General features: G+C 71.4%; 17 protein-coding genes. 6 read left to right on the forward strand and 11 right to left on the reverse strand.

Annotation, left to right across the window (positions count from 1 at the left end; genetic code table 11):
* Window positions 1–7: 7 nt before the first annotated feature.
* Both recA and VEA98_RS04420 read right to left on the reverse strand, forming a co-directional pair.
* Complete coding sequence (gene recA / locus VEA98_RS04415) at window positions 8–1,090, reverse strand: recombinase RecA (RefSeq protein ID WP_324811266.1); 1,083 nt, start codon at window positions 1,088–1,090, stop codon at window positions 8–10.
* 185 nt (window positions 1,091–1,275) lie between these two features.
* A complete protein-coding gene (locus tag VEA98_RS04420; protein WP_324811267.1) occupies window positions 1,276–2,163 on the reverse strand; it encodes a LysR family transcriptional regulator in 888 nt (295 codons plus the stop codon).
* A gap of 117 nt (window positions 2,164–2,280) precedes the next feature.
* On the opposite strand from VEA98_RS04420, the gene VEA98_RS04425 reads away from it, so the two are divergent.
* From VEA98_RS04425 to VEA98_RS04440, 4 genes are read left to right on the forward strand one after another with little or no spacing between them, the layout of a single operon-like run.
* Window positions 2,281–2,829: a hypothetical protein gene (locus VEA98_RS04425; protein WP_324811268.1), complete on the forward strand. Its 549-nt coding sequence runs from the start codon at window positions 2,281–2,283 to the stop codon at window positions 2,827–2,829.
* Entirely contained in the window at window positions 2,826–4,319 is a 1,494-nt protein-coding gene (locus VEA98_RS04430; protein WP_324811269.1) for an MFS transporter, read from the forward strand. Before VEA98_RS04425 ends, VEA98_RS04430 begins: the two co-directional genes overlap by 4 nt.
* A gap of 28 nt (window positions 4,320–4,347) precedes the next feature.
* A complete protein-coding gene (locus VEA98_RS04435) occupies window positions 4,348–5,301 on the forward strand; it encodes a dienelactone hydrolase (RefSeq protein WP_324811270.1) in 954 nt (317 codons plus the stop codon).
* 57 nt (window positions 5,302–5,358) lie between these two features.
* Window positions 5,359–6,906 carry a GNAT family N-acetyltransferase gene (locus tag VEA98_RS04440; RefSeq protein ID WP_324811271.1) on the forward strand — a complete coding sequence of 516 codons (1,548 nt, stop codon included), beginning with the start codon at window positions 5,359–5,361 and terminating at the stop codon, window positions 6,904–6,906.
* Window positions 6,907–6,909: 3 nt separating this feature from the next.
* Here VEA98_RS04440 and VEA98_RS04445 read toward each other — a convergent pair whose 3' ends face one another.
* From VEA98_RS04445 to chpT, 5 genes are all read right to left on the reverse strand, one after another.
* Window positions 6,910–7,365: a MaoC family dehydratase gene (locus VEA98_RS04445; protein WP_324811272.1), complete on the reverse strand. Its 456-nt coding sequence runs from the start codon at window positions 7,363–7,365 to the stop codon at window positions 6,910–6,912.
* A 45-nt stretch (window positions 7,366–7,410) separates the two neighbouring features.
* A complete protein-coding gene (locus VEA98_RS04450; RefSeq protein ID WP_324811273.1) occupies window positions 7,411–9,300 on the reverse strand; it encodes a M20/M25/M40 family metallo-hydrolase in 1,890 nt (629 codons plus the stop codon).
* A gap of 73 nt (window positions 9,301–9,373) precedes the next feature.
* Window positions 9,374–10,189 carry a protein-glutamate O-methyltransferase CheR gene (locus tag VEA98_RS04455; protein ID WP_324811274.1) on the reverse strand — a complete coding sequence of 272 codons (816 nt, stop codon included), beginning with the start codon at window positions 10,187–10,189 and terminating at the stop codon, window positions 9,374–9,376.
* Between the two features lie 4 nt (window positions 10,190–10,193).
* Window positions 10,194–10,565: a response regulator gene (locus VEA98_RS04460; RefSeq protein WP_324811275.1), complete on the reverse strand. Its 372-nt coding sequence runs from the start codon at window positions 10,563–10,565 to the stop codon at window positions 10,194–10,196.
* A 96-nt stretch (window positions 10,566–10,661) separates the two neighbouring features.
* Entirely contained in the window at window positions 10,662–11,315 is a 654-nt protein-coding gene (chpT, locus tag VEA98_RS04465; protein ID WP_324811276.1) for a histidine phosphotransferase ChpT, read from the reverse strand.
* Window positions 11,316–11,405: 90 nt separating this feature from the next.
* Here chpT and cysQ point away from each other — a divergent pair, with 90 nt between their 5' ends.
* Window positions 11,406–12,191: a 3'(2'),5'-bisphosphate nucleotidase CysQ gene (gene cysQ / locus VEA98_RS04470; protein ID WP_324811277.1), complete on the forward strand. Its 786-nt coding sequence runs from the start codon at window positions 11,406–11,408 to the stop codon at window positions 12,189–12,191.
* Between the two features lie 124 nt (window positions 12,192–12,315).
* Here cysQ and VEA98_RS04475 read toward each other — a convergent pair whose 3' ends face one another.
* The 3 genes from VEA98_RS04475 to VEA98_RS04485 form a co-directional block, all read right to left on the reverse strand.
* Entirely contained in the window at window positions 12,316–13,557 is a 1,242-nt protein-coding gene (locus VEA98_RS04475; RefSeq protein ID WP_324811278.1) for a hypothetical protein, read from the reverse strand.
* A 104-nt stretch (window positions 13,558–13,661) separates the two neighbouring features.
* Entirely contained in the window at window positions 13,662–14,912 is a 1,251-nt protein-coding gene (locus VEA98_RS04480; protein WP_324811279.1) for a DUF1570 domain-containing protein, read from the reverse strand.
* A 91-nt stretch (window positions 14,913–15,003) separates the two neighbouring features.
* Window positions 15,004–15,852 (reverse strand): LysR substrate-binding domain-containing protein, encoded by an 849-nt coding sequence (locus VEA98_RS04485; RefSeq protein ID WP_324811280.1) that lies wholly within the window; start codon window positions 15,850–15,852, stop codon window positions 15,004–15,006.
* 92 nt (window positions 15,853–15,944) lie between these two features.
* On the opposite strand from VEA98_RS04485, the gene VEA98_RS04490 reads away from it, so the two are divergent.
* Window positions 15,945–16,700, forward strand: coding sequence for a class I SAM-dependent methyltransferase (locus tag VEA98_RS04490; protein WP_324811281.1), 756 nt, complete (start codon window positions 15,945–15,947; stop codon window positions 16,698–16,700).
* Between the two features lie 9 nt (window positions 16,701–16,709).
* Here VEA98_RS04490 and VEA98_RS04495 read toward each other — a convergent pair whose 3' ends face one another.
* Window positions 16,710–18,341 carry a peptide chain release factor 3 gene (locus VEA98_RS04495; RefSeq protein WP_324811282.1) on the reverse strand — a complete coding sequence of 544 codons (1,632 nt, stop codon included), beginning with the start codon at window positions 18,339–18,341 and terminating at the stop codon, window positions 16,710–16,712.
* Window positions 18,342–18,381: the final 40 nt, after the last annotated feature.

The following is an 18,381-nucleotide window of genomic DNA, read 5'->3' on the forward strand; positions in this document are numbered from 1 at the left end:
GTTCGCCTCAGCCCTCGAGGTCCTGGCCCTCGTCAGGCTCGGGCGTGCCCAGCAGCTCCTCGGCGATCTTGCTGGTCGAGGCGCGCACGGCCTTCTCGATCGAGTCGGCGATGTCCGGGTTGGCCTTGAGGAAGGCGCGCACGTTCTCGCGGCCCTGGCCGATGCGCTGGCTGTCGTAGGAGAACCAGCTGCCCGACTTCTCGATCACCCCCGCCTTGACGCCCAGGTCGATGATCTCGCCGAGCTTGGAGATGCCCTCGCCGTACATGATGTCGAAGATGACCTCGCGGAACGGCGGGGCGACCTTGTTCTTGACCACCTTGACCCGGGTGGTGTTGCCCACGACTTCGTCGCGGTCCTTGATCGCGCCGGTGCGGCGGATGTCGAGACGGACCGAGGCGTAGAATTTCAGCGCGTTTCCGCCCGTCGTCGTTTCCGGCGAGCCGTACATGACGCCGATCTTGTGACGGATCTGGTTGATGAAGAGGACGATGCACTGCGACTTGTTGATCGAGGCGGTCAGCTTGCGCAGGGCCTGGCTCATCAGGCGGGCCTGCAGGCCGGGCAGGCTGTCGCCCATCTCGCCCTCGATCTCGGCGCGGGGCGTCAGGGCGGCGACGGAGTCGACCACCACGATGTCCACGGCGCCGGAGCGCACCAGGGTGTCGACGATCTCGAGCGCCTGCTCGCCTGTGTCGGGCTGCGAAACCAGCAGGTCGTCGAGGTTGACGCCCAGTTTCTGGGCATAGCCCGGGTCGAGCGCGTGCTCGGCGTCGACGAAGGCGGCGGTGCCGCCCGATTTCTGGATTTCGGCCACGGTGTGCAGGGCCAGGGTGGTCTTGCCCGAGCTTTCCGGGCCGAACACCTCGATGACCCGGCCGCGCGGCAGGCCGCCGATGCCGAGCGCCATGTCGAGGCCGAGCGAGCCGGTCGACACCGAGGGAATGGCCTCGGTCACGCCGTTCTTGCCCAGCTTCATCACCGAGCCCTTGCCGAAGGCGCGGTCGATCTGGGCGATCGCCGCCTCCAGAGCCCGCTGCTTGTCGCCGTCGTCCTTGCCGACCAATTTGAGATTCGCCTGTGCCGCCACCTTGCCACTCTCCCTTGCCATGATTCCCGTTCGGTACTGGAGGAGAGGCCCGCCTTCGGTCCGATGACCGTGACCCGCTCCCTGTGAGCAGGGATATGTGCACGGTTTGTTCCGGTTGCCAATATGTTCTTTTCGGAGCGCCTCTCAGCTACGTCCGATTTTGACGTAGGGGTGCATCGGCTGTCTCAGGCGCAGACCTGGCGGACGCAGCGTCTCAGCCAGCGGTGGGCGGGATCGGCGTCCATTCGAGGGTGCCACAGCATCGACACGGTGAATTCTTCCGAGGGCAACGGCAGCGGGAAAGAGACCAGGCCGTCGCGGAGGCTCGAGGTGTGACGGTCCGGAACCGTGGCGATCAGGTCCGAGGCCCGCACCAGCGACAGGGCGGCGGAGAAGCCGCTGACGATGGTGGCGACACGCCGTCGGGTCCCCGGGGGCAGAAAGGGCCGGTCGACGGCGCCGTCCTCCAGTCCGCTCCTGGACACCACGATATGGGAGGCTTGCGACCAGGCCGCCTCCGTCACTCCCCCGCGGCCCAGGGGGTGGCCCTTGCGAACCACGCCGGTGAGCCGGTCCCGGAACAGCGCCTGGCTGCGCACTTCGGGACCCGTCGCCGCTTCGATGATGCCGGTTTCCAGGTCGACCCGCCCGTCGCGCAGCGGCGTGCTGTCCTTGTCCGCCTTCTGGAGGAAGAACAGACGAACCCCCGGCGCCTGGTCCGCGACCAGGGCGAGCAGACGGGGCCCGAAGGTCTCCACAAAACCGTCGCTGGTCCTCAGCGTGTAGGTGCGCGCGAGGGTGGCGAGGTCGACGCGGTCATCCGGGCGCAGAACCGCCCCCGCCTGCTCGACGAGCCGGCTGACCCGGTCGCGCAACTCGGCCGCGCGCGGGGTGGGAACCAGACCGCGCCCGGCCCTGACCAGCAGGGGATCGCCGGTGGCCTCGCGGACGCGTCCGAGGGCGCGGCTCATGGCTGAAGGGCTCAGCCGCAGCCGCCGCGCCGCGCCGGAGACGCTGCCTTCCGCCAGCAGCGCGTCGAGGACGACCAGCAGGTTCAGGTCCGGGAGAGCCATTCATCACCGTCGCGCCGACATGGCGTCAAGTGCAGCAATAACATGCAAATGCTGCGTCTTCCGCAATTTCGCGAGGCTCGTAGCCTGCCGCCCACAGTCGAAGCGGAGGCGAGGCTCATGGACAGGACAGCGCTGCAGTCATTCACAGAAGACGTCCGGTCGCGATGGGGACCGCTGACGACCGAACTGGCGGAGGCGTGCCAGGAGGCGATGGAGGCGCTGCTCGGCGCTTCGGCCGAAGAGGCCTGGCTGGCGAATCTCCATGAGGCGGCGCCGGCGGCGGCGGAACTCCACCGCGACCCCGATCATGGCTTCATGCTGCTGGCCCATACCGAACAGGCCGGGCTCTACCGGCCGCCGCACGACCACGGCCGGAGCTGGGTTCTCTACGGGATCCAGCGCGGCGAGATCGAGATGGGAACCTGGGCCAGGGCCGAGGGCGATGACGGCGAAATTCGACTGGTCAGGCGGAACACGACGCTCGTTCGCGCGGGCCAGGTCCAGCTCTACTTGCCGGGCGACATTCACGACACCCGCTGCGTCAGCGACACCGCCCTGCTGTTCCGCTTCACCGAGCGCGACCTGCGGGTCGAGGACCGGGAGCATCGCCGTCTGACCCGCTACGTCCACCGTGACGGGATCTGGACCACGGACCCGGCCGCATGATGCCCCTGGACCCGGAGCCCGCGCCCCGCGGAGCCCGGGTGGCGGGCGCAGGCTCGGGCCCGCCGGCGACGGAGGCCGAAGCCTCGCCCACTCCGCCAGGACGCGCCGCGGCCGTCGTCGCCGTCCTGACGGCGATGACGCTGGTGGTGCTCGACGCGGGCATGATGAACCTGGCCCTGCCGGCGATCGCCGGCGCGTTCCGGGCGCCGGCGGCGCTCGCGGTGCTGGTCGTCACCGCCTACCAGACGGCGCTGCTGGCCGCGTTGCTGCCCTGCGCCGCCCTCGGCGAGCGCCTCGGCTATCGCCCCGTCTTCGCCCTGGGCGTGGGGCTGTTCGTCATCGCCTCGGGGCTGTGCGCCCTGGCGCCGTCGCTGCCCTGGCTGGTTGCGGCGCGGGCGCTCCAGGGGCTGGGCGGAGCAGCGGTGATGGCGCTCGGCGTGCCGCTGTTGCGGTTCGCCGTGCCTTCGCATCGGCTGGGCGCCGCCATCGGCTGGAACGCGCTGACGGTGGCGCTGGCCAGTTCCGCCGGCCCCGGAGCGGGCGCCCTGATCCTGTCGCAGGGCGATTGGCGCTGGCTGTTCGCTCCCGGCGTTCCGCTTGGCCTGGCGGTCCTTCTGGCCTGTCGGGCGCTGCCCCGGACGCCCATGGGGGCGCAGCGGCTCGACGGGATCAGCATGGCTCTCAGCGCCGGCGTGTTCGCCAGCCTACTCGCAGCGGCCCAGTTGCTGCTGGCCCAGCCGGTCGCCGCCGCCCTTCTCGCCGCCGCGGGCGTCCTGGCCCTTCGCCTGCTGCTCAGCCGGGAAAGGCCCAAGGCGGCGCCGCTCCTGCCGCTCGATCTGCTGCGTGGGCGGTCGCTGCGGCTGTCGGTGATCGCCTCCGTCCTCTGCTTCAGCGCCCAGGCGGCGGCGCTGGTGGCGCTGCCCTTCTATCTGCAGCACGGGCTCGGCCAGACCACCGCCGCGACCGGAGGCTACATGACCGCCTGGCCGCTGAGCGTCGCCATGACGGCGGTCGTCGCAGGCCGGCTGGCCGACCGGTTCCCGACCGCCTGGCTGTGCGCCGCCGGCGGCGCGTGCCTGGCGCTGGGCCTCGCCGGCGCCGCCCTGTGGCCTCTGACCGCGGACGTGCGCCCGATGGTCGTGTTCGCAATGATGTGCGGGCTGGGCTTCGGCCTGTTCCAGACCCCGAACAACCGCAACATGTTCCTCTCCGCGCCTCTGGAGCGCAGCGCGGCATCGGGCGGGCTGCAGGGAACCGCCCGGCTCACGGGCCAGACCGCCGGCGCGGTGCTCATGGTCGTGCTGTTCACCCTGACGAGCCTCGTCGCAGCGCCGCGCCTGGGGCTGGGCATCGCCGCCGCGCTCGCTCTTCTGGCGGGTCTCGTCAGTCTGTCGAGAACCACGAGCGGTGATCGGGTCATCGCGGACATCGCCACGACCGCTCCGTATGGTAAAGCCTGGACGAGGACTGCCCGGCCAGCGCCGGAGTGAAGACCAACCCAACCGCCGAGAGACCGGAATGTCCCGACTGCGCCCGATCCGTCCCCTCATCCCGTTCGTCATGGCGCTCGCTGCGGCCGTGACCGTGGTTACGGCGGCCGGGCCCGCCTCGGCGTGGCAAAGCCTTCAGAGGGTGCAGCTCCAGGGGCCCTCCGGCGAGGTCATCGAGGCCGGGGTCTGGACCCCGGACGATCCAGCGGGAGGCCCGCGACCCCTCGTGGTCATTTCGCACGGCAACGGCGGGCACTTTCTCGGCCACCAGGACACGGCCGAGGCGCTGGCCCGGGCCGGCTTCGTGGTCGCCGCCCTGACCCACCCCGGCGACAACTCCCTCGACATGAGCCGGTCTCTGCGCCTGACCGACCGCGCCCCGCAGGTCAGCGCCCTGATCAGCTTCATGACGGAGGCCTGGCCGGGACGGGCCGGGGTCGACGCCTCACGGATCGGGGCCTTCGGTTTTTCCGCCGGAGGCTTCACGGTGGCCACATTGGCGGGCGGCGAGTCCGACGCCCAGGCCATCCTCGACCATTGCGCGGCGCATCCCGACTTCTTCGTCTGCTCCTTCATCCTGCCGGAGGGGCTCGACCTCGCCGGCTGGAAGCCTGCCGGCCGCGACGATCGCATCCGGGCCGCGGTCATGGCCGCGCCGGGGTTCGGCTTCGCCTTCGACGCCGCCAGCCTGGACGAGGTCCGGATCCCGCTCCAGTTATGGCAGGCGGGAGAGGACCAGGTCCTGCCCGCGCCCTTCCATGTCGAGCCTCTGCGCGACCGCCTGCCCGGCGATCCCGAATACCGGCTCGTGCCGGGGGCCCTGCATCACGATTTTCTCGTCCCCTGCGAGGCGGAGATGCGGGCGGCCGTGCCGGAGCTTTGCCGCTCGAACCCCGGATTCGACCGGGCCGCCTTCAAGCAGGCGTTCAACGCGGCGTTAGTCGCCTTCTTCGTGCGCGAACTGGGCGAACCCGGCCGCTAGCGGGGCGCGATGTCCACCCGGACTTGATCCCCAACCCCGGCCGTGCGTTCAGGGCCCATGAAAAAGCCCCGCAAGTCCGCCATCCTCAACATCCGCAACGCCCGGCTCGGCGATGTGGACGCCATCGTCGCCCTCGTCGCCAAGGTCTACAAGGACATGCCGGCCTATACGCCGGGCATGCTGCGCGGCCAGATCGCGGCCTATCCCGACGGACAGTTCGTGGTCGAGTTCGCCGACGAGATCGTCGGCTACGCCGCCGGCTTCCGCATCGACGAGACGACGGCCATGTCGCCGCACACCTGGACCCAGATCACCGGCGGCGGCTATGCGGCGCGGCACGATCCGCTGGGCGACTGGTTCTACGGCATGGAGGTGTGCGTCGATCCCGACCGGCGCCGGCTGCGCATCGGTCAGCGGCTGTACGACGCGCGACGCGACCTGTGCGAGGCGCAGAACCTCAAGGGCATCGTCTTCGGCGGGCGGATGCCGGGGCTGGCGCGGAGGAAGGCGGCCTATCCGGATGCGCGCGACTATCTGGACGCGGTCACCGCCCGAAAGCTGAACGACCCGGTCATCGGCTTCCACATGCGGTCCGGTTTCGAGCCGATCGGGGTGCTGGAGAACTATCTGAGCTCGGACGCGGCCTCGCTGGGCCATGCCGCCCACATGGTCTGGCGCAATCCCTACTACGCCGAGACGCACGGCCGGGGCGCGGCCTTCGCGGTCAAGGAGACAGTGCGGGTGGCGACCGTGCAGCTGCAGGCCCGCAAGGTCGCCAGCTTCGAGGAGTTCATCGCCAACATCGAATATTTCGTCGATGTGACCTCGGACTACCGCTCGGACTTCGTGGTGTTTCCGGAGCTGTTCACCCTGCAGCTGCTGTCGCTGGAATCGAAGAAGCTGACCCCGGTGGAGTCGATCGAGGCCCTGACCCGCTACACGCCGCGCTTCGTGGAGGCGCTGCGCAAGATGGCGGTCGAATACAACATCAACATCATCGGCGGCTCGCACCCGACGCGGACCGAGGACGGCGACATCCAGAACGTCGCCTACGTCTTCCTGCGCGACGGTTCGGTGCACGAGCAGGAGAAGATCCACCCGACCCCGAACGAGCGCCACTGGTGGAACATCAAGGGCGGCGACCGGGTGCAGGCCATTCCCACCGACTGCGGGCCGATCGGGGTGCTGATCTGCTACGACTCGGAGTTCCCGGAACTGGCGCGGCGGCTGGTCGACGAGGGGGCGCGGCTGCTGTTCGTGCCGTTCTGCACCGACAACCGGCAGGGCTATCTGCGGGTGCGCTACTGCTCCCAGGCGCGGGCCATCGAGAACCAGTGCTACGTCACCCTGTCGGGCAATGTCGGCAACCTGCCGAACGTCGAGAACATGGACATCCAGTACGCGCAGTCCTGCATCCTGACGCCGTGCGACTTCCCGTTCGCGCGGGACGGGGTGGCGGCCGAGGCGAGCGAGAACGTCGAGACGGTGACGGTGGCGGACCTCGACCTGTCGGACCTGGCCTGGGCCAAGTCGCAGGGCACGGTGCGCAACCTGCGCGACCGGCGCTTCGACCTGTACAAGACGGTGTGGGCCGACGGGGGCTGAGGCTCAGGGCTCGGCCGGCCGGCGCCAGGCGACGATGCCGAGGGTGGAGATCTGCACCGCCTCGCCGTGCTGGTTGCGGGTCTCGTGGCGGGTGCGGACGATGCCGCGGTCGGGGCGCGACCGGGACGGCGTGATCTCCAGCACCTCGATGTGAACCGTCAGCGTGTCGCCCGGCCGGGTCGGGCGCGGCCAGGTGGTCTCGCCGCCGACGCCGATCAGCCCGCCGGCGAACGGCAGGCCGTCGACCATCAGCCGCATGCTCAGCGCCGCCGTATGCCAGCCGCTGGCCGCCAGTCCGCCGAACAGGCTGCCGGCGGCGGCGTCCTCGTCGAGGTGGAAGGGCTGCGGATCGTACTCCCGTGCGAAGGCCTTGATGGCCTCTGTGGTGACGGTCACCGAACCGGTGGTGAAGGTCTGACCGACGTGGAGGTCTTCGAGGTAGAGCGGTTGTTCGGGCACGGAGAACTCCGGTCAGCGGCAGGCGTCCGCCGCCATACCGCGATTTCAGGACGCGGCGGGAGTCTCCGGCGGCGCCATCGGCTCCGCCGCCCGGGCGGCCAGCGACAGGGCGCCGCCTAGGACGAGCACCGCCAGCGCGGCCATCAGCCACGGGCGGACCGCGCCGCGCCCGGGCGACATCGGCCGCACCAGCATCAGCACCAGCAGGCCGATCGCGACCAGCACGCCGGGCAGGTCGAGGCCGATGCCGAGGAAGATCGGATGGGCCATGCCGATCAGCCAGGCCCCGCCGGCGGCGCCGGCGACGGCGACGGGCGCCAGAGAGCGGGCGCGGATCAGGCCGGGATCGAGGAGGCTCGCCAGCGCCGCCACGCCCGCGGCGAGCAGGCCCGGCCACAGGAACAGGAAGGCCGTGCCCGGCGCCAGCGTCTGGGCGGCCGCGGCGAGGACGAGGACGAGGGCGATCAGGCCGGTCCAGCCGCCCCAGGCCGTGCGGGCCGCCAGTCCCGGGGCCAGCGAGAGGCCGACGGCGACGACCGACGCGCCGATAATGAGCGGGTTCAGTCCGCCCAGCCCCAGAGCGAGGACGGCGGCGGCCGCGATTGCACCGGCGCTCACCCGCCGGTCCGGGCGGCCGCGCCCGCCGAGCAGGCCCATGCCGAGCGCCAGTACGGTCAGGGCGGCGCCGGCCTCCATCCACGGCAGGCGGGCCAGCAGGGTGTAGTAGGCGTCGGCGCTTTCGGCCCGCTGCGCCATCGGCCCGGCCAGGGTCCGCACCGCCTGGGTCAGGACCAGGCCGGTGGCCAGGAACCAGACGCCGTCGACCGCGCCGCGGCCGATGTCGGCGAAGGTCAGCCCCGCCCGGCTGCGCGCCCGCCACGCCGCCGCCGCCAGCAGCGCCGCGGCGAGGGCCAGCAGTCCCCAGCCCGCGGCCGGCGAATGGCTGAGGATCACCCGGCCGAACAGATCGGCGTAGACGGCGTTGGCGGTGCGCCCCGGCAAGGCCTCGGCGCGGAGCAGGGCGTCGGCGTTCTCCAGCGTCTGCGAACCGATGTGCTGGAGCGCGCCCCGATCGAGCGCCTCGGGGGTCGAGGAGGGGGCGTGATACTGCTCGGGCCGGCCGATGAAGGCCAGGTTCAGGCCCGGGATCCCGCGGTCCTTCGAGACGCTGAAATCGGTGTCGTTGGGCATCAGCTCATAGACGAACACGGCCAGCGAATTGGAGGTGACGCCGCCGTCGGCCCGCACGCCCGCGCGGCCGAACAGGGCGATGGTTTCGGCGTTGCCGGGCCCGGTCTGGAACATCATGGCGCGGCCGCCGCCGCCGCGCGCCTCGAGATTGATCACCGCGCCGATCCGGTCGCGCAGCGGATGGCCGCCCCAGAAGGCCCGCGCCCCGTCCAGCCCGATCTCCTCGGCGTCGGTGATCAGCACGACCAGGGTGCGTTCGGCCGGGCCGCGCGCCCGGATGGCCCGCACGCTCTCCAGCACGGCGGCCACGCCGGTGGAATCGTCCGCCGCCCCCGGTGAGCCGGGCACGGTGTCATAGTGGGCCATCAGGGCCACGGCGGGCAGGGCCGGGTTACGCCCTGGCAGCACGCCGATCAGGTTCGTGGCGGTGAAATTCGCCGCCTCGGGATCGCCGCCCAGCCGCCGCAGATAGCGCGCCGATCCGGGCGCAAGGGGTCCGGTTTGGATCGAGGTCTCGAGGCCGAGCTGTTCCAGCCGTCGGCGCAGGACCTCGCGCACCCGCTCGTGGTCCGCCGAGCCGAGCGGATGCGGCCGCCGGGCCAGTTCGCGCACATCGGCCATGGCCCGTCCGGCCGAGAAGGCCGTCGCCGGGGCGTCGGCACCGGCCGGACCGGGGACCTGCAGGGATGCGACCCCGATGACCAGCGCGAGCGCCAGCGATCCGATCAGCCAGAACAGCCGCATGAGACATCCTCCCCGATGACGGCGAAGGCTAGGTCAATGTCGGCGAAATGCGAAGGCCTTGCCGGCGCGCGCCTCAGGCCGCGCGGCGCAGCGCCGCCGGCGTCTTGACGAACAGGCCCTTGCGGCCGTTCACGGGGCGGAAGGCGATGCTGTCCGCCTCGAGCGCCTCGTCCGCGCCGAGGAACAGGCAGCCGTCGTCGACCAGCCGCCGCTCCAGATGGTCCAGGGTCTGGGCCCGCCGGGCGGGCTCCATGTCGCTGAGCACATAGCGGCAGAAGATGACGTCGAAGCGGTGGTCGTCGGTCGGCGGGTCGAGCAGGTTGGCCCGGGCGAAATGCACCGAGGCGCGCAACTCGGGGCGGGCGATCCAGCTGTCCTCGGCCTGGTCGAACCAGGCCAGCATGGTCCCGGCCTTGAGGCCGCGCTGGATCTCGAAGCCGGTGTAGGCGCCGGAGCGGGCCTTTTCCAGCGCCCGCTGCGACAGGTCGGTGCCGACGATCTCGACGGGAAAGCCTGAGTTGAGCGCGCCGATGGCCAGCGACCAGGCTTCCTGGCCGGTCGAGCAGCCCGCCGACCAGACCTTGACCGGGGCGCCGTGGCGCGCGGCGGACAGGGCGGGCAGCAGCTCGCCGGCGAAGGTGTCGAAGGTGGCGCGGTCGCGCCGGAACCAGGTCTCGGGATTGAGCAGCGCCTCGATCACGGCCCAGCCCAGCGCCGCCACCGGGCGGGCCCACAGCGAGGCCAGCAGGGCGTCGACCGTCTCATAGCCCTCGCGACGCGCCAGCGGCCCCAGCCGGTGTTCGGCCAGCTTCATCCGGTCGCGCGTCAGCCGGAACCCGGCGCGCGAGGCCATCAGCGACTGCAGGCGGTCGAAGTCGTCGGGCGACATGGGTTCAGACGGCCCCCACCTCGGCGAATTTCGAAGTCAGGATCTCGCCGTCGAACGGCTTCATCACATAGTCGTCGGCGCCGGCCGACAGGGCCTCCGCGATGCGTTCGGCCCGCGTCTCGATGGTGCAGAACAACACCTTGGGTCCGGCCCCGCCCGGCAGGGTGCGCAGGCGGCGCAGGAAGGTCATCCCGTCCATCACCGGCATCGACCAGTCCAGCAGGATGACCTCGGGCATCATCCCGGCGCAGAAGGCCAGCGCCTCGGACCCGTCGGCGGCCTCATCGACCTCGAACCCGAGGCCCTCGACGATGCGCCGGGCGACCTTGCGGATGATCCGGCTGTCGTCGACGATCAGACAGGTTCTGGGGGTCACGTGTCGGTTCCAAATGCGCACAACGCCTGCGTGTGTGCGTCGTCCCTATAATCACCGTGCGCCGGTTAATGAGTCCTTGGGAAACCGGCTTAAGCCTCAGTTAGGCATGTGGACGGAAAGGGAGACGCGGCCGTCGTCGGCCTGCACCTCCAGCGAGCCGCCGGCGTCATGCGCCGTCAGCCACAGCCAGTAGGGCTGGATCCACTGCCCCGGCAGGCCCTCGCTGAGCGGACGGCCCGCCAGTCCGGCCACCGCCTCGGGCTTCAGCCGCGCCCTCGGACCGTCGGCCACGCCGGTGATCCTCAGCCCTTCGCCGCGCTCGGTGGAGACCGCCGCCGCGCCGCCGGAAGGCAGGGCGGCCATGGTCAGATAGGCCAGGTTCACCAGCGCCCGCGCCTCGGCCTTGGAATAGTCGCCGGCGTCGACCCGCCAGCCGAGCGTCGCCCGCCCGCCCTCGGTCAGGCCGGCGACGAGTTCGCCCAGTTCGGCGCCGGAGAACCGCTCGGCCGAGGTCGCCGCCCCGAACGCCACCCGGGCGAAGGCGACCAGCGCCACCATCTTCTTCGCGCTGGCCTCGATCAGCCCCATGGCGTCGTCGCGCATGTCCTGGGCGGTGGGGTCCTTGAGCAGGTCCAGGCCCGAGCTGATCGCCCCGGCCGGGCTGATGAAGTCGTGGCACAGCTTGCCGGCGACCAGCGCCGCCAGGGCCTGGCCGTCGGGGAGAGGAGAGGGGGCGGCGGTGTCGGTCATCGGGCTCGAAAACAACAGGTGATCGGTCGCGCGGACGCTGCCCTGATTTGCCGGTTCTTCAAACCGTCCCGATGGTCTATCGGAGCGGCCATGAGCAAACGACTGACCGCCGACCTCGCCTCGGGTGCGTTGACCGAGGCGCTGGCCGACATCGCCGAGGACGCGGCCCGCGTCATCCTGCCTTACTGGCGCAACGGGGTCGTGGCCGAGGCCAAGGCCGACGACAGCCCGGTGACGCGCGCCGACCGCGAGGCCGAGGCCCTGATCCTGGAGCGGCTGGAGGGGCTGTATCCGGGCGTCCAGACCGTCGCCGAGGAGGCGGTGGCCGCCGACGGCGCGCCCGCCGAGGCCGCCGACTGGTTCTGGCTGATCGACCCGCTGGACGGCACCCGCGGCTTCATCGAGGGGCGCGAGAGCTTCACCGTCAACATCGCGCTGGTTCACAAGGGCGCTGTCGTGGCGGGCGTCGTCACCGCCCCGGCGACCGGAATGACCTGGCGCAGCGGCGCGCCCGGCGGCGGCGCCTTCCGCCGCCGCTTCGGCGAAGGCTGGCAGCCGATCAAGGTCCGTAACCGTCCCGATGCGCCGATGGCGGTGATGAGCCACTCGATGACCGACGACGAGGCCGAGCGCCTCGCCTCGCGCCACGGCTGCAAGCAGTGGCAGGGGACGGACTCGTCGCTGAAATTCTGCCTGATCGCCGAGGGGCGGTTCGACGCCTATCCGCGCACCGGCCCGACCTCCGAATGGGACACGGCGGCCGGGCAGGCGGTGCTCGAAGCCGCCGGCGGCCGGGTCATGGCCGAGGACGGCCAGCCGCTGCGCTACGGCAAGTCGTGCTTCGCCAACGGCGGGTTCGTGGCGCTGGGGGGATAAGAAGGCGGCAGGCGGCAGGCAGCCGGCGCCTACCCGGACCAGTCAGCCTTGACCGCTGCCGATGCGACAGCTCAACCCGCTGCCCGCTGCCCGCTGCCCGCTGCCCGCTGCCTGCCGCCTGTCTTCAGGCCCGCGCGACAGTCTCCGGCGTCGCCAGCACGGCGCGCTGCATCAGCGCCGGCGCGCCCCATTCGCGGGCGGTCTCGAGCGCCTCGGCCAGCATCAGGCCGACGGCGCGCGGCTCGGTTCCGGTCAGGCGGCCCCTGGCCATGGCCAGATGCGCCATGCCGATCTGATCGGCGGCCCAGTCCAGCGGTTCGGTGCGGACCGCGTCCGAGAGCCGGCGGCGGACGATCGCCTCCAGACCCGTCAGCCCCTCGACGTCCTGCATCGCCTCGGCCAGGGCGGCCTCGGCCGCCATGCGCCGCTCGCGCGCCAGGCCCCCGAGGATCAGGCCCGGTTCGCGGCTCAGCGCCTCGGCCTGGGCGAGCAGCAGCAGGGGCGTATCCCCGGCGTGGGCGAGCCGCACGGCGACCCAGTCCAGCGGGCTGTGGTCGGGCGTGAACTGTTCGGCGGCGGCGTCGAACAGCGCCTGTCCCTGCGCCCTGGCCGCCTCGTTGTCAGCCAGTTCGGCCAGCGCCATCAGGCCGGCGCCCGCCAGCGCCAGCGCCCGCGCCCGGGTCAGGGGCCGGTAGTCCGGCGAGGCGGCTTCGACGAGGGCGCGCAGGTCCCGCCCCGCCTGGTCCAGCAGCCGGCCATCCCGCCGCGCCACCCCGGCCTCGAGGGCCAGCGCCGCCCGGTCGATGCGCAGTTCGTCGCCGGTGGTCGGCGGCAGGCACCGCGACCCGTGCAGGGCCGCGTCCAGCAGCGCCGCCGCGTCGAGCAGGGCCGACGGCTCGCCCGACAGCCGGGCCCGCCGGGCGCACAGCCGGGCGTGCAGCGCCGCCGCCGCCGCCCGCGTCACCGGCCGCTCGGCGGTCAGGGACTGGGCGTCGGCCAGGGCGGCGGTCAGCGCCGCCGGTCCGCCGAAGAGGTCGAAGCGCAGCAGGTGAATCTCGCCGGACTCGATGGCCGCCATGGCGGTCTGGTCCGGGGTGGTCGTGTGCCGGGTGGCGTCGGAGGCGCATTTGGCGGCCCGCTCGAGGCTCTCGCGGCGGCCTGTGCGGCGGGCGTGCTCGCGCCACAGGGCGGCGGCGCGCATCCAGCTGTCGAAGGGGCGCGTGCACGACACCCGGCCGGCGTCGACGGCCTCGCGACGCGCCTCGGCCTCGACCAGATCGGCGCCGATCAGCTCCAGCCAGCCGAGGTCGTCGCTCTCGCGCGCCTTTTCGAAGAGTTTCCTCAGGTCCCGGCCGAATTCGAACATGGGGCTGACCGGCGCTCCGTCCCGCTTCGGGACTGACAGCCGTCCCTCTCGCTGCCATTGCAAACGCAGCGCCGCCGCCGGGGTTCGGCTTGGCCGTGGAGGCGTCAGTATCTGTATCGGCGGAAGCGCCCCTCGGCGGCGTGGACCATGTAGTCGGTGGCGTCGGCCGCCAGGCCCCGGTCGATGAAATCCCGCGCCAGATCCCGCTGCCGGACGCGCTCCGCCTCGTCCGTGGCCTCGGCCGCCCGCTCCATGGCCAGGTCCGCCATCAGCACCACGCCCTCGACGTTGTCTGGCTGGCGGTCGAGCGCGCGGGTCAGGGCCGTCTCGGCGGCGGCCGCGTCTCCCCAGCGCATCTCCGCGCGGGCCACGGCGACCTGAGCCATGGGATCGTCGGGAAAGCGGACCGCGGCTGCGCGCAGCGTCGCCAGAAGGGCCGGGCCGTCCACGGCCTCCGGATTCCATGAGCGGGCGTTGACCATCGGCAGAAGCACCGCCTCGGCCGCGGGCGACAGGGTGGCCACGGTGATCGTCGGGCTGATGGGCGGCATGTCGAGCTTGGCGTAGGAGAGCCGCCCGCGCACATGGGAGCGAAGCGCGGCCGACAACTGGTCGGGCGTCATGGCGAAGACCTCCTGCCAGACCTCGACGGGATCCCGGCCGCCGTTGACCGCGCTGACATAGGCGGACAGGTTCCGTATCCGCGCGGTGTCGGCGAGCAGCCAATGGGTCAGGGCCCAGGACTGGGCGTAGTACATGCTCCGGCCCGTCTCGCCGGCGATGTCCAGGGGACTGGTCGCCCGCAGCACCGCGTCCATCGGCAGCCAGCTGTTCCGTTGCAGGGCCTGAAGCCGCCCGGCGCCGGGCAGGCCGAAGGACGCTTCGCCGCGCTCGGTCACCGTGGCCGTGGCGAAATACTCCGCGAAGCCTTCACGGAACCAGCCCGGGTACGGGACATCCCCGGCCCGCGCCATGACGTGGTGGCTGTATTCATGGAGCAGGATGTCGTCGCTTTCGCCCCGCACCAGGACGGCGAACACGTCGGTATCGCTGCTGGAATAGTAGCCGGCGATCCCCGGCGGAAGGCCCGGCACGGCGACCCGAAGCGCGCGGCCGTCGCCGACCAGATAGACCGGCAGGCGACGGGCTTCCGTGCGGGCGCCGCCGAAATGCGAGCTCAACAGGGCGTCGAACCGCTCCAGCTTGGCTGTGTACTCACGCAGCGACCGTTCCGAGCCATCACTGTAGACGACGAAATGCTCGCTCTCGGCCCGCCTCCACTCCGCGAGAGCGGAGGTCGGCGTCAGGGCGAACAGCAGCAGGGCAAGCAGCAGGCGATGGATAGTGGACGACAAGATGGAACCTCCCCCGGAAGCCCACATCTAAGTCTTGTTTATGGAGTGACGTCCAGCCTCAGGTTGATCTGGAGGGCCGCAGGAAAAGCGGTCAGGCCCGGCCCTGCGCCTGCAGCCAGAGCAGTAATCGCCGCATTGGCGCCGCCGCCTCGCCCCGCCTGTGAAAGGCGGCGAAGGCGGCGCCGTCGCCGACGAATCCGTGCGGCGCGACCAGCCGCCCGGCGGCGACGTCGGCCTCGATCAGCGGGCGCTGGCTGACGGCGGCGCCCAGCCCGGCCAGGGCCGCCTCGATCATGGTCTGCTGGTGGTCGAACTCGATCGGCCCGCCCGCCGGGGCGGATCGCCCGGTCAGGGCGGTCCAGTCCGTCCAGGCCGAAGGATGCGAGCGGGAGAGCAGCCGGACGTCGGGCGCGCCTCCGGGGGCGACCACCATGCCGATCGAATTGTCCATGAACGGCACGGCCTCGAGGCCCTCGGGACAGGCGGTGTCGGAGGCCAGCATGCGGATGGCCAGGTCGGCGCCGCCCAGCGTCCGGTCGAGGGCGGCGTAGGACTCGGTCAGCTCGACCACGACGCCGGGGTGGGCGACGGCGAAGTCGGGCAGGCGGGGGATCAGCCAGCGCGCCGCCAGCGTCGAGAGGCAGGACACCCGCACCCGCCGACCGGCCCGCGTCCGGCCGGCCACCGCCTGCTCGAGGGCGGCGAAGGCCGGCGCGATCTCGCCCCACAGCCGTTCCGCCTCGGCGGTCGGTCGGCGGGCGTTGCGCGGCCCCTCGAACAGGGGATGGCCGAGCGCCTGCTGCAGCAGGCCGATCTGGCGGCTGACGGCGCCGTGGGTGACGCCCAGCCGTTCCGCCGCCCGGCCCATGCCGCCCAGGCGCATGGTCGCCTCGAAGGCCTGGAGGGCTTTCAGCGGAAGGGGCGGGACGGACGGTTTCATGTGCGGAAAACTCACGAACACGGTCGGATAAGTCGTTAGGCCGGGCGCCGCAAGCCGGGCATTCCCCTGCGTCATCAGATGCGAGGAAGCCGATGATCGACGCCGTGGACTACAACCAGCGCCAGCACGAGAGCTATCAGGCCGGGCGCGAGCTGCTGGCCGCCAGCCGGGCGCGGTGGGGGCAAGCCTTCGCCGCGCGTGCGCCCGCCCAGCGCCCCTTGGCCTGCCTCGATCTCGGCTCGGGCACCGGCCGATTCACGGCCCTGCTGGCCGAACTGTTCGGCGGACCGGTCTACGGCGTCGAGCCCTTCGACCGGATGCGGGAACAGGCCGAGGCGTCGCCTCATCCCGAGGCGGTGCGGTATCTGGCCGGCCGGGCCGAGGCCATCCCGCTGCCGGATGCGAGCTGTGACCTCGTGCTGATGTTCCTGTCCTTCCACCACGTGCGCGACCGCCCCGCCGCCGCGCGGGAAATCCGGCGCGTGCTCAGGCCCGGCGGGCGGCTGCTGATCCGCAGCCATTTCTCGGACCGGATGCCCGAGGTCCACTGGCACCGCTGGTTCCCGAGCGCCCGCGCGGTCGAGCTGAAGATGTTTCCGGCGCTCGCCGACGTCACCGACCTGTTCGCGGAGGTCGGCCTGGAGCCCGTCGCCCTCGACGTCATCCGCGAGACCTTCACCGACACCCTGGCGGAATCGGCGCGACGCCTGCGCACCCGCGCCATCTCGACCTTCGAACACCTCGACGAGGCCGAGATCGAGGACGGCTTCCGCCGCATGGAGGCCGAAATCGCCGAGGGGCCCGAGGGGCCGACGTACGGCGACTGCGACCTGCTGATCCTCGGCTGAGGGCGGGGCCTACCCCCGCTCCTTCGTCTTCGTGAAGGCCACCTGCGGGAAGCGCTCCATCACATAGCCGGTCTCCCAGCTGGACTTGGCCAGGAACACCGCGTCGTCGTCGATGTCGCGGGCCATCTGGCCGCGGTATTTGCCCATGAAGTCCTCGAGATCGGCTTTCGTCCCGCCGATCCAGCGCGCCTCGGCCCAGGGCGACGGCTCGAAGATCACCTCCAGCCCGTACTCCTCGCCCAGCCGGTCGGCCATGACCTCGAACTGCAGCTGGCCGACGGCGCCGACGATGAAGTCGCTGCCCATCTCGGGTCGGAACAGCTGGGTGACGCCCTCCTCGGCCAGGCCGTCCAGCGCCTTCTTCAGGTGCTTGGCCTTCAGCGGATCCTTGACCCGGACGCGCTGCAGGATTTCAGGCGCGAAATTCGGCAGGCCGGCGAAGCGGATCAGGCCGCTCTCCGACAGGCTGTCGCCGACGCGCAGCACGCCGTGGTTGGGAATGCCGATGACGTCTCCGGCATAGGCGTCCTCGGCCAGTTCGCGGTCGCTGGCGAAGAACATGATGGGGGCGTTGACCGACAGCTGCTTGCCGGTGTTCTGCACCTTCAGCTTCATGCCGCGCTGGAACCTGCCCGAGGCCATGCGGAACATGGCGATGCGGTCGCGGTGGTTGGGGTCCATGTTGGCCTGGACCTTGAACACGAAGCCGGTGACCTCGGACTCGCCGGGTTCGACGGTCAGGGCGACAGGGTCGGCGGCGTTGCGGGTCCCGGCGGGCGGCGCCTTCTGGGCCTTCATCACCTTGGGCGGCGGAGCCCATTCGCCGATGGCCTTGAGCAGTTCGTCGATGCCGAAGTGACGCAGGGCGGAGCCCCACAGCACCGGCGTCATATGGCCTTCGAGGAAGGACTGGCGGTCGAACGCCGGATAGCCGCCCTCCACCAGTTCCTGCGCCTCCAGCAGCGCCTCGTGCTCGCCCTGTTCGAAATACCGTGCAGCCTCGGACAGGGGCAGGGCGTCGGGGTGCGGCACATCCTCGGCGGCGCCGGCGGGCTTCTTCGCATAGGGCTGGAACATCCCGGTGCCCATCTCGACCATGCCGCGCAGGCGGTTGCCGCTCTCGGCCGGCCACCAGATCGGCGCCGGGTCCAGCTGCAGGCGCGAGGCGATCTCGTCCAGCAGGGCCATCGGATCCTGGGCCTCGCGGTCCAGCTTGTTGATGAAGGTGATGATCGGGATGTCGCGCAGGCGGCAGACCTCGAACAGCTTCAGGGTCTGCGGCTCGATGCCCTTGGCCGCGTCCAGCACCATGATCGCGCAGTCGGCGGCGGTCAGGGTGCGATAGGTGTCTTCCGAAAAGTCCTCGTGCCCCGGCGTGTCCAGCAGGTTGAACATCTTGCCGTCGTGCTCGAACGTCATGACCGAGGCGCTGACGGAGATGCCGCGCTCCTTTTCGATCTTCATCCAGTCGGACTGGGTGCGCCGGTTCTCGCCGCGCGCCCGCACGGCCCCGGCCGCCCGGATGGCGCCGCCGGCCAGCAGGATGTGCTCGGTCAGCGTCGTCTTGCCGGCGTCGGGGTGCGCGATGATGGCGAAGGTCCTGCGGCGCAGGGCCTCCTGTTCGAGAGTGAGCTTCGACATGTTCGTTCCGTTGGGCCGCGCGAGGTAGCGCGGACGCGAG

Source organism: Brevundimonas sp., from assembly GCF_035627055.1.
Lineage (GTDB): Bacteria > Pseudomonadota > Alphaproteobacteria > Caulobacterales > Caulobacteraceae > Brevundimonas.

What these genes read in the sequence shown, in the direction of transcription:
- VEA98_RS04495 (WP_324811282.1), bottom strand. Translation starts at nt 18,341, where the DNA reads ATGTCGAAGCTCACTCTCGAACAGGAGGCCCTGCGCCGCAGGACCTTC.
- VEA98_RS04440 (WP_324811271.1), top strand. Translation starts at nt 5,359, where the DNA reads ATGAAAAAGCCCCGCAAGTCCGCCATCCTCAACATCCGCAACGCCCGG.
- VEA98_RS04475 (WP_324811278.1), bottom strand. Translation starts at nt 13,557, where the DNA reads ATGTTCGAATTCGGCCGGGACCTGAGGAAACTCTTCGAAAAGGCGCGC.
- VEA98_RS04450 (WP_324811273.1), bottom strand. Translation starts at nt 9,300, where the DNA reads ATGCGGCTGTTCTGGCTGATCGGATCGCTGGCGCTCGCGCTGGTCATC.
- VEA98_RS04420 (WP_324811267.1), bottom strand. Translation starts at nt 2,163, where the DNA reads ATGGCTCTCCCGGACCTGAACCTGCTGGTCGTCCTCGACGCGCTGCTG.
- VEA98_RS04490 (WP_324811281.1), top strand. Translation starts at nt 15,945, where the DNA reads ATGATCGACGCCGTGGACTACAACCAGCGCCAGCACGAGAGCTATCAG.
- VEA98_RS04430 (WP_324811269.1), top strand. Translation starts at nt 2,826, where the DNA reads ATGATGCCCCTGGACCCGGAGCCCGCGCCCCGCGGAGCCCGGGTGGCG.
- VEA98_RS04435 (WP_324811270.1), top strand. Translation starts at nt 4,348, where the DNA reads ATGTCCCGACTGCGCCCGATCCGTCCCCTCATCCCGTTCGTCATGGCG.
- VEA98_RS04485 (WP_324811280.1), bottom strand. Translation starts at nt 15,852, where the DNA reads ATGAAACCGTCCGTCCCGCCCCTTCCGCTGAAAGCCCTCCAGGCCTTC.
- chpT (WP_324811276.1), bottom strand. Translation starts at nt 11,315, where the DNA reads ATGACCGACACCGCCGCCCCCTCTCCTCTCCCCGACGGCCAGGCCCTG.
- cysQ (WP_324811277.1), top strand. Translation starts at nt 11,406, where the DNA reads ATGAGCAAACGACTGACCGCCGACCTCGCCTCGGGTGCGTTGACCGAG.
- VEA98_RS04425 (WP_324811268.1), top strand. Translation starts at nt 2,281, where the DNA reads ATGGACAGGACAGCGCTGCAGTCATTCACAGAAGACGTCCGGTCGCGA.
- VEA98_RS04455 (WP_324811274.1), bottom strand. Translation starts at nt 10,189, where the DNA reads ATGTCGCCCGACGACTTCGACCGCCTGCAGTCGCTGATGGCCTCGCGC.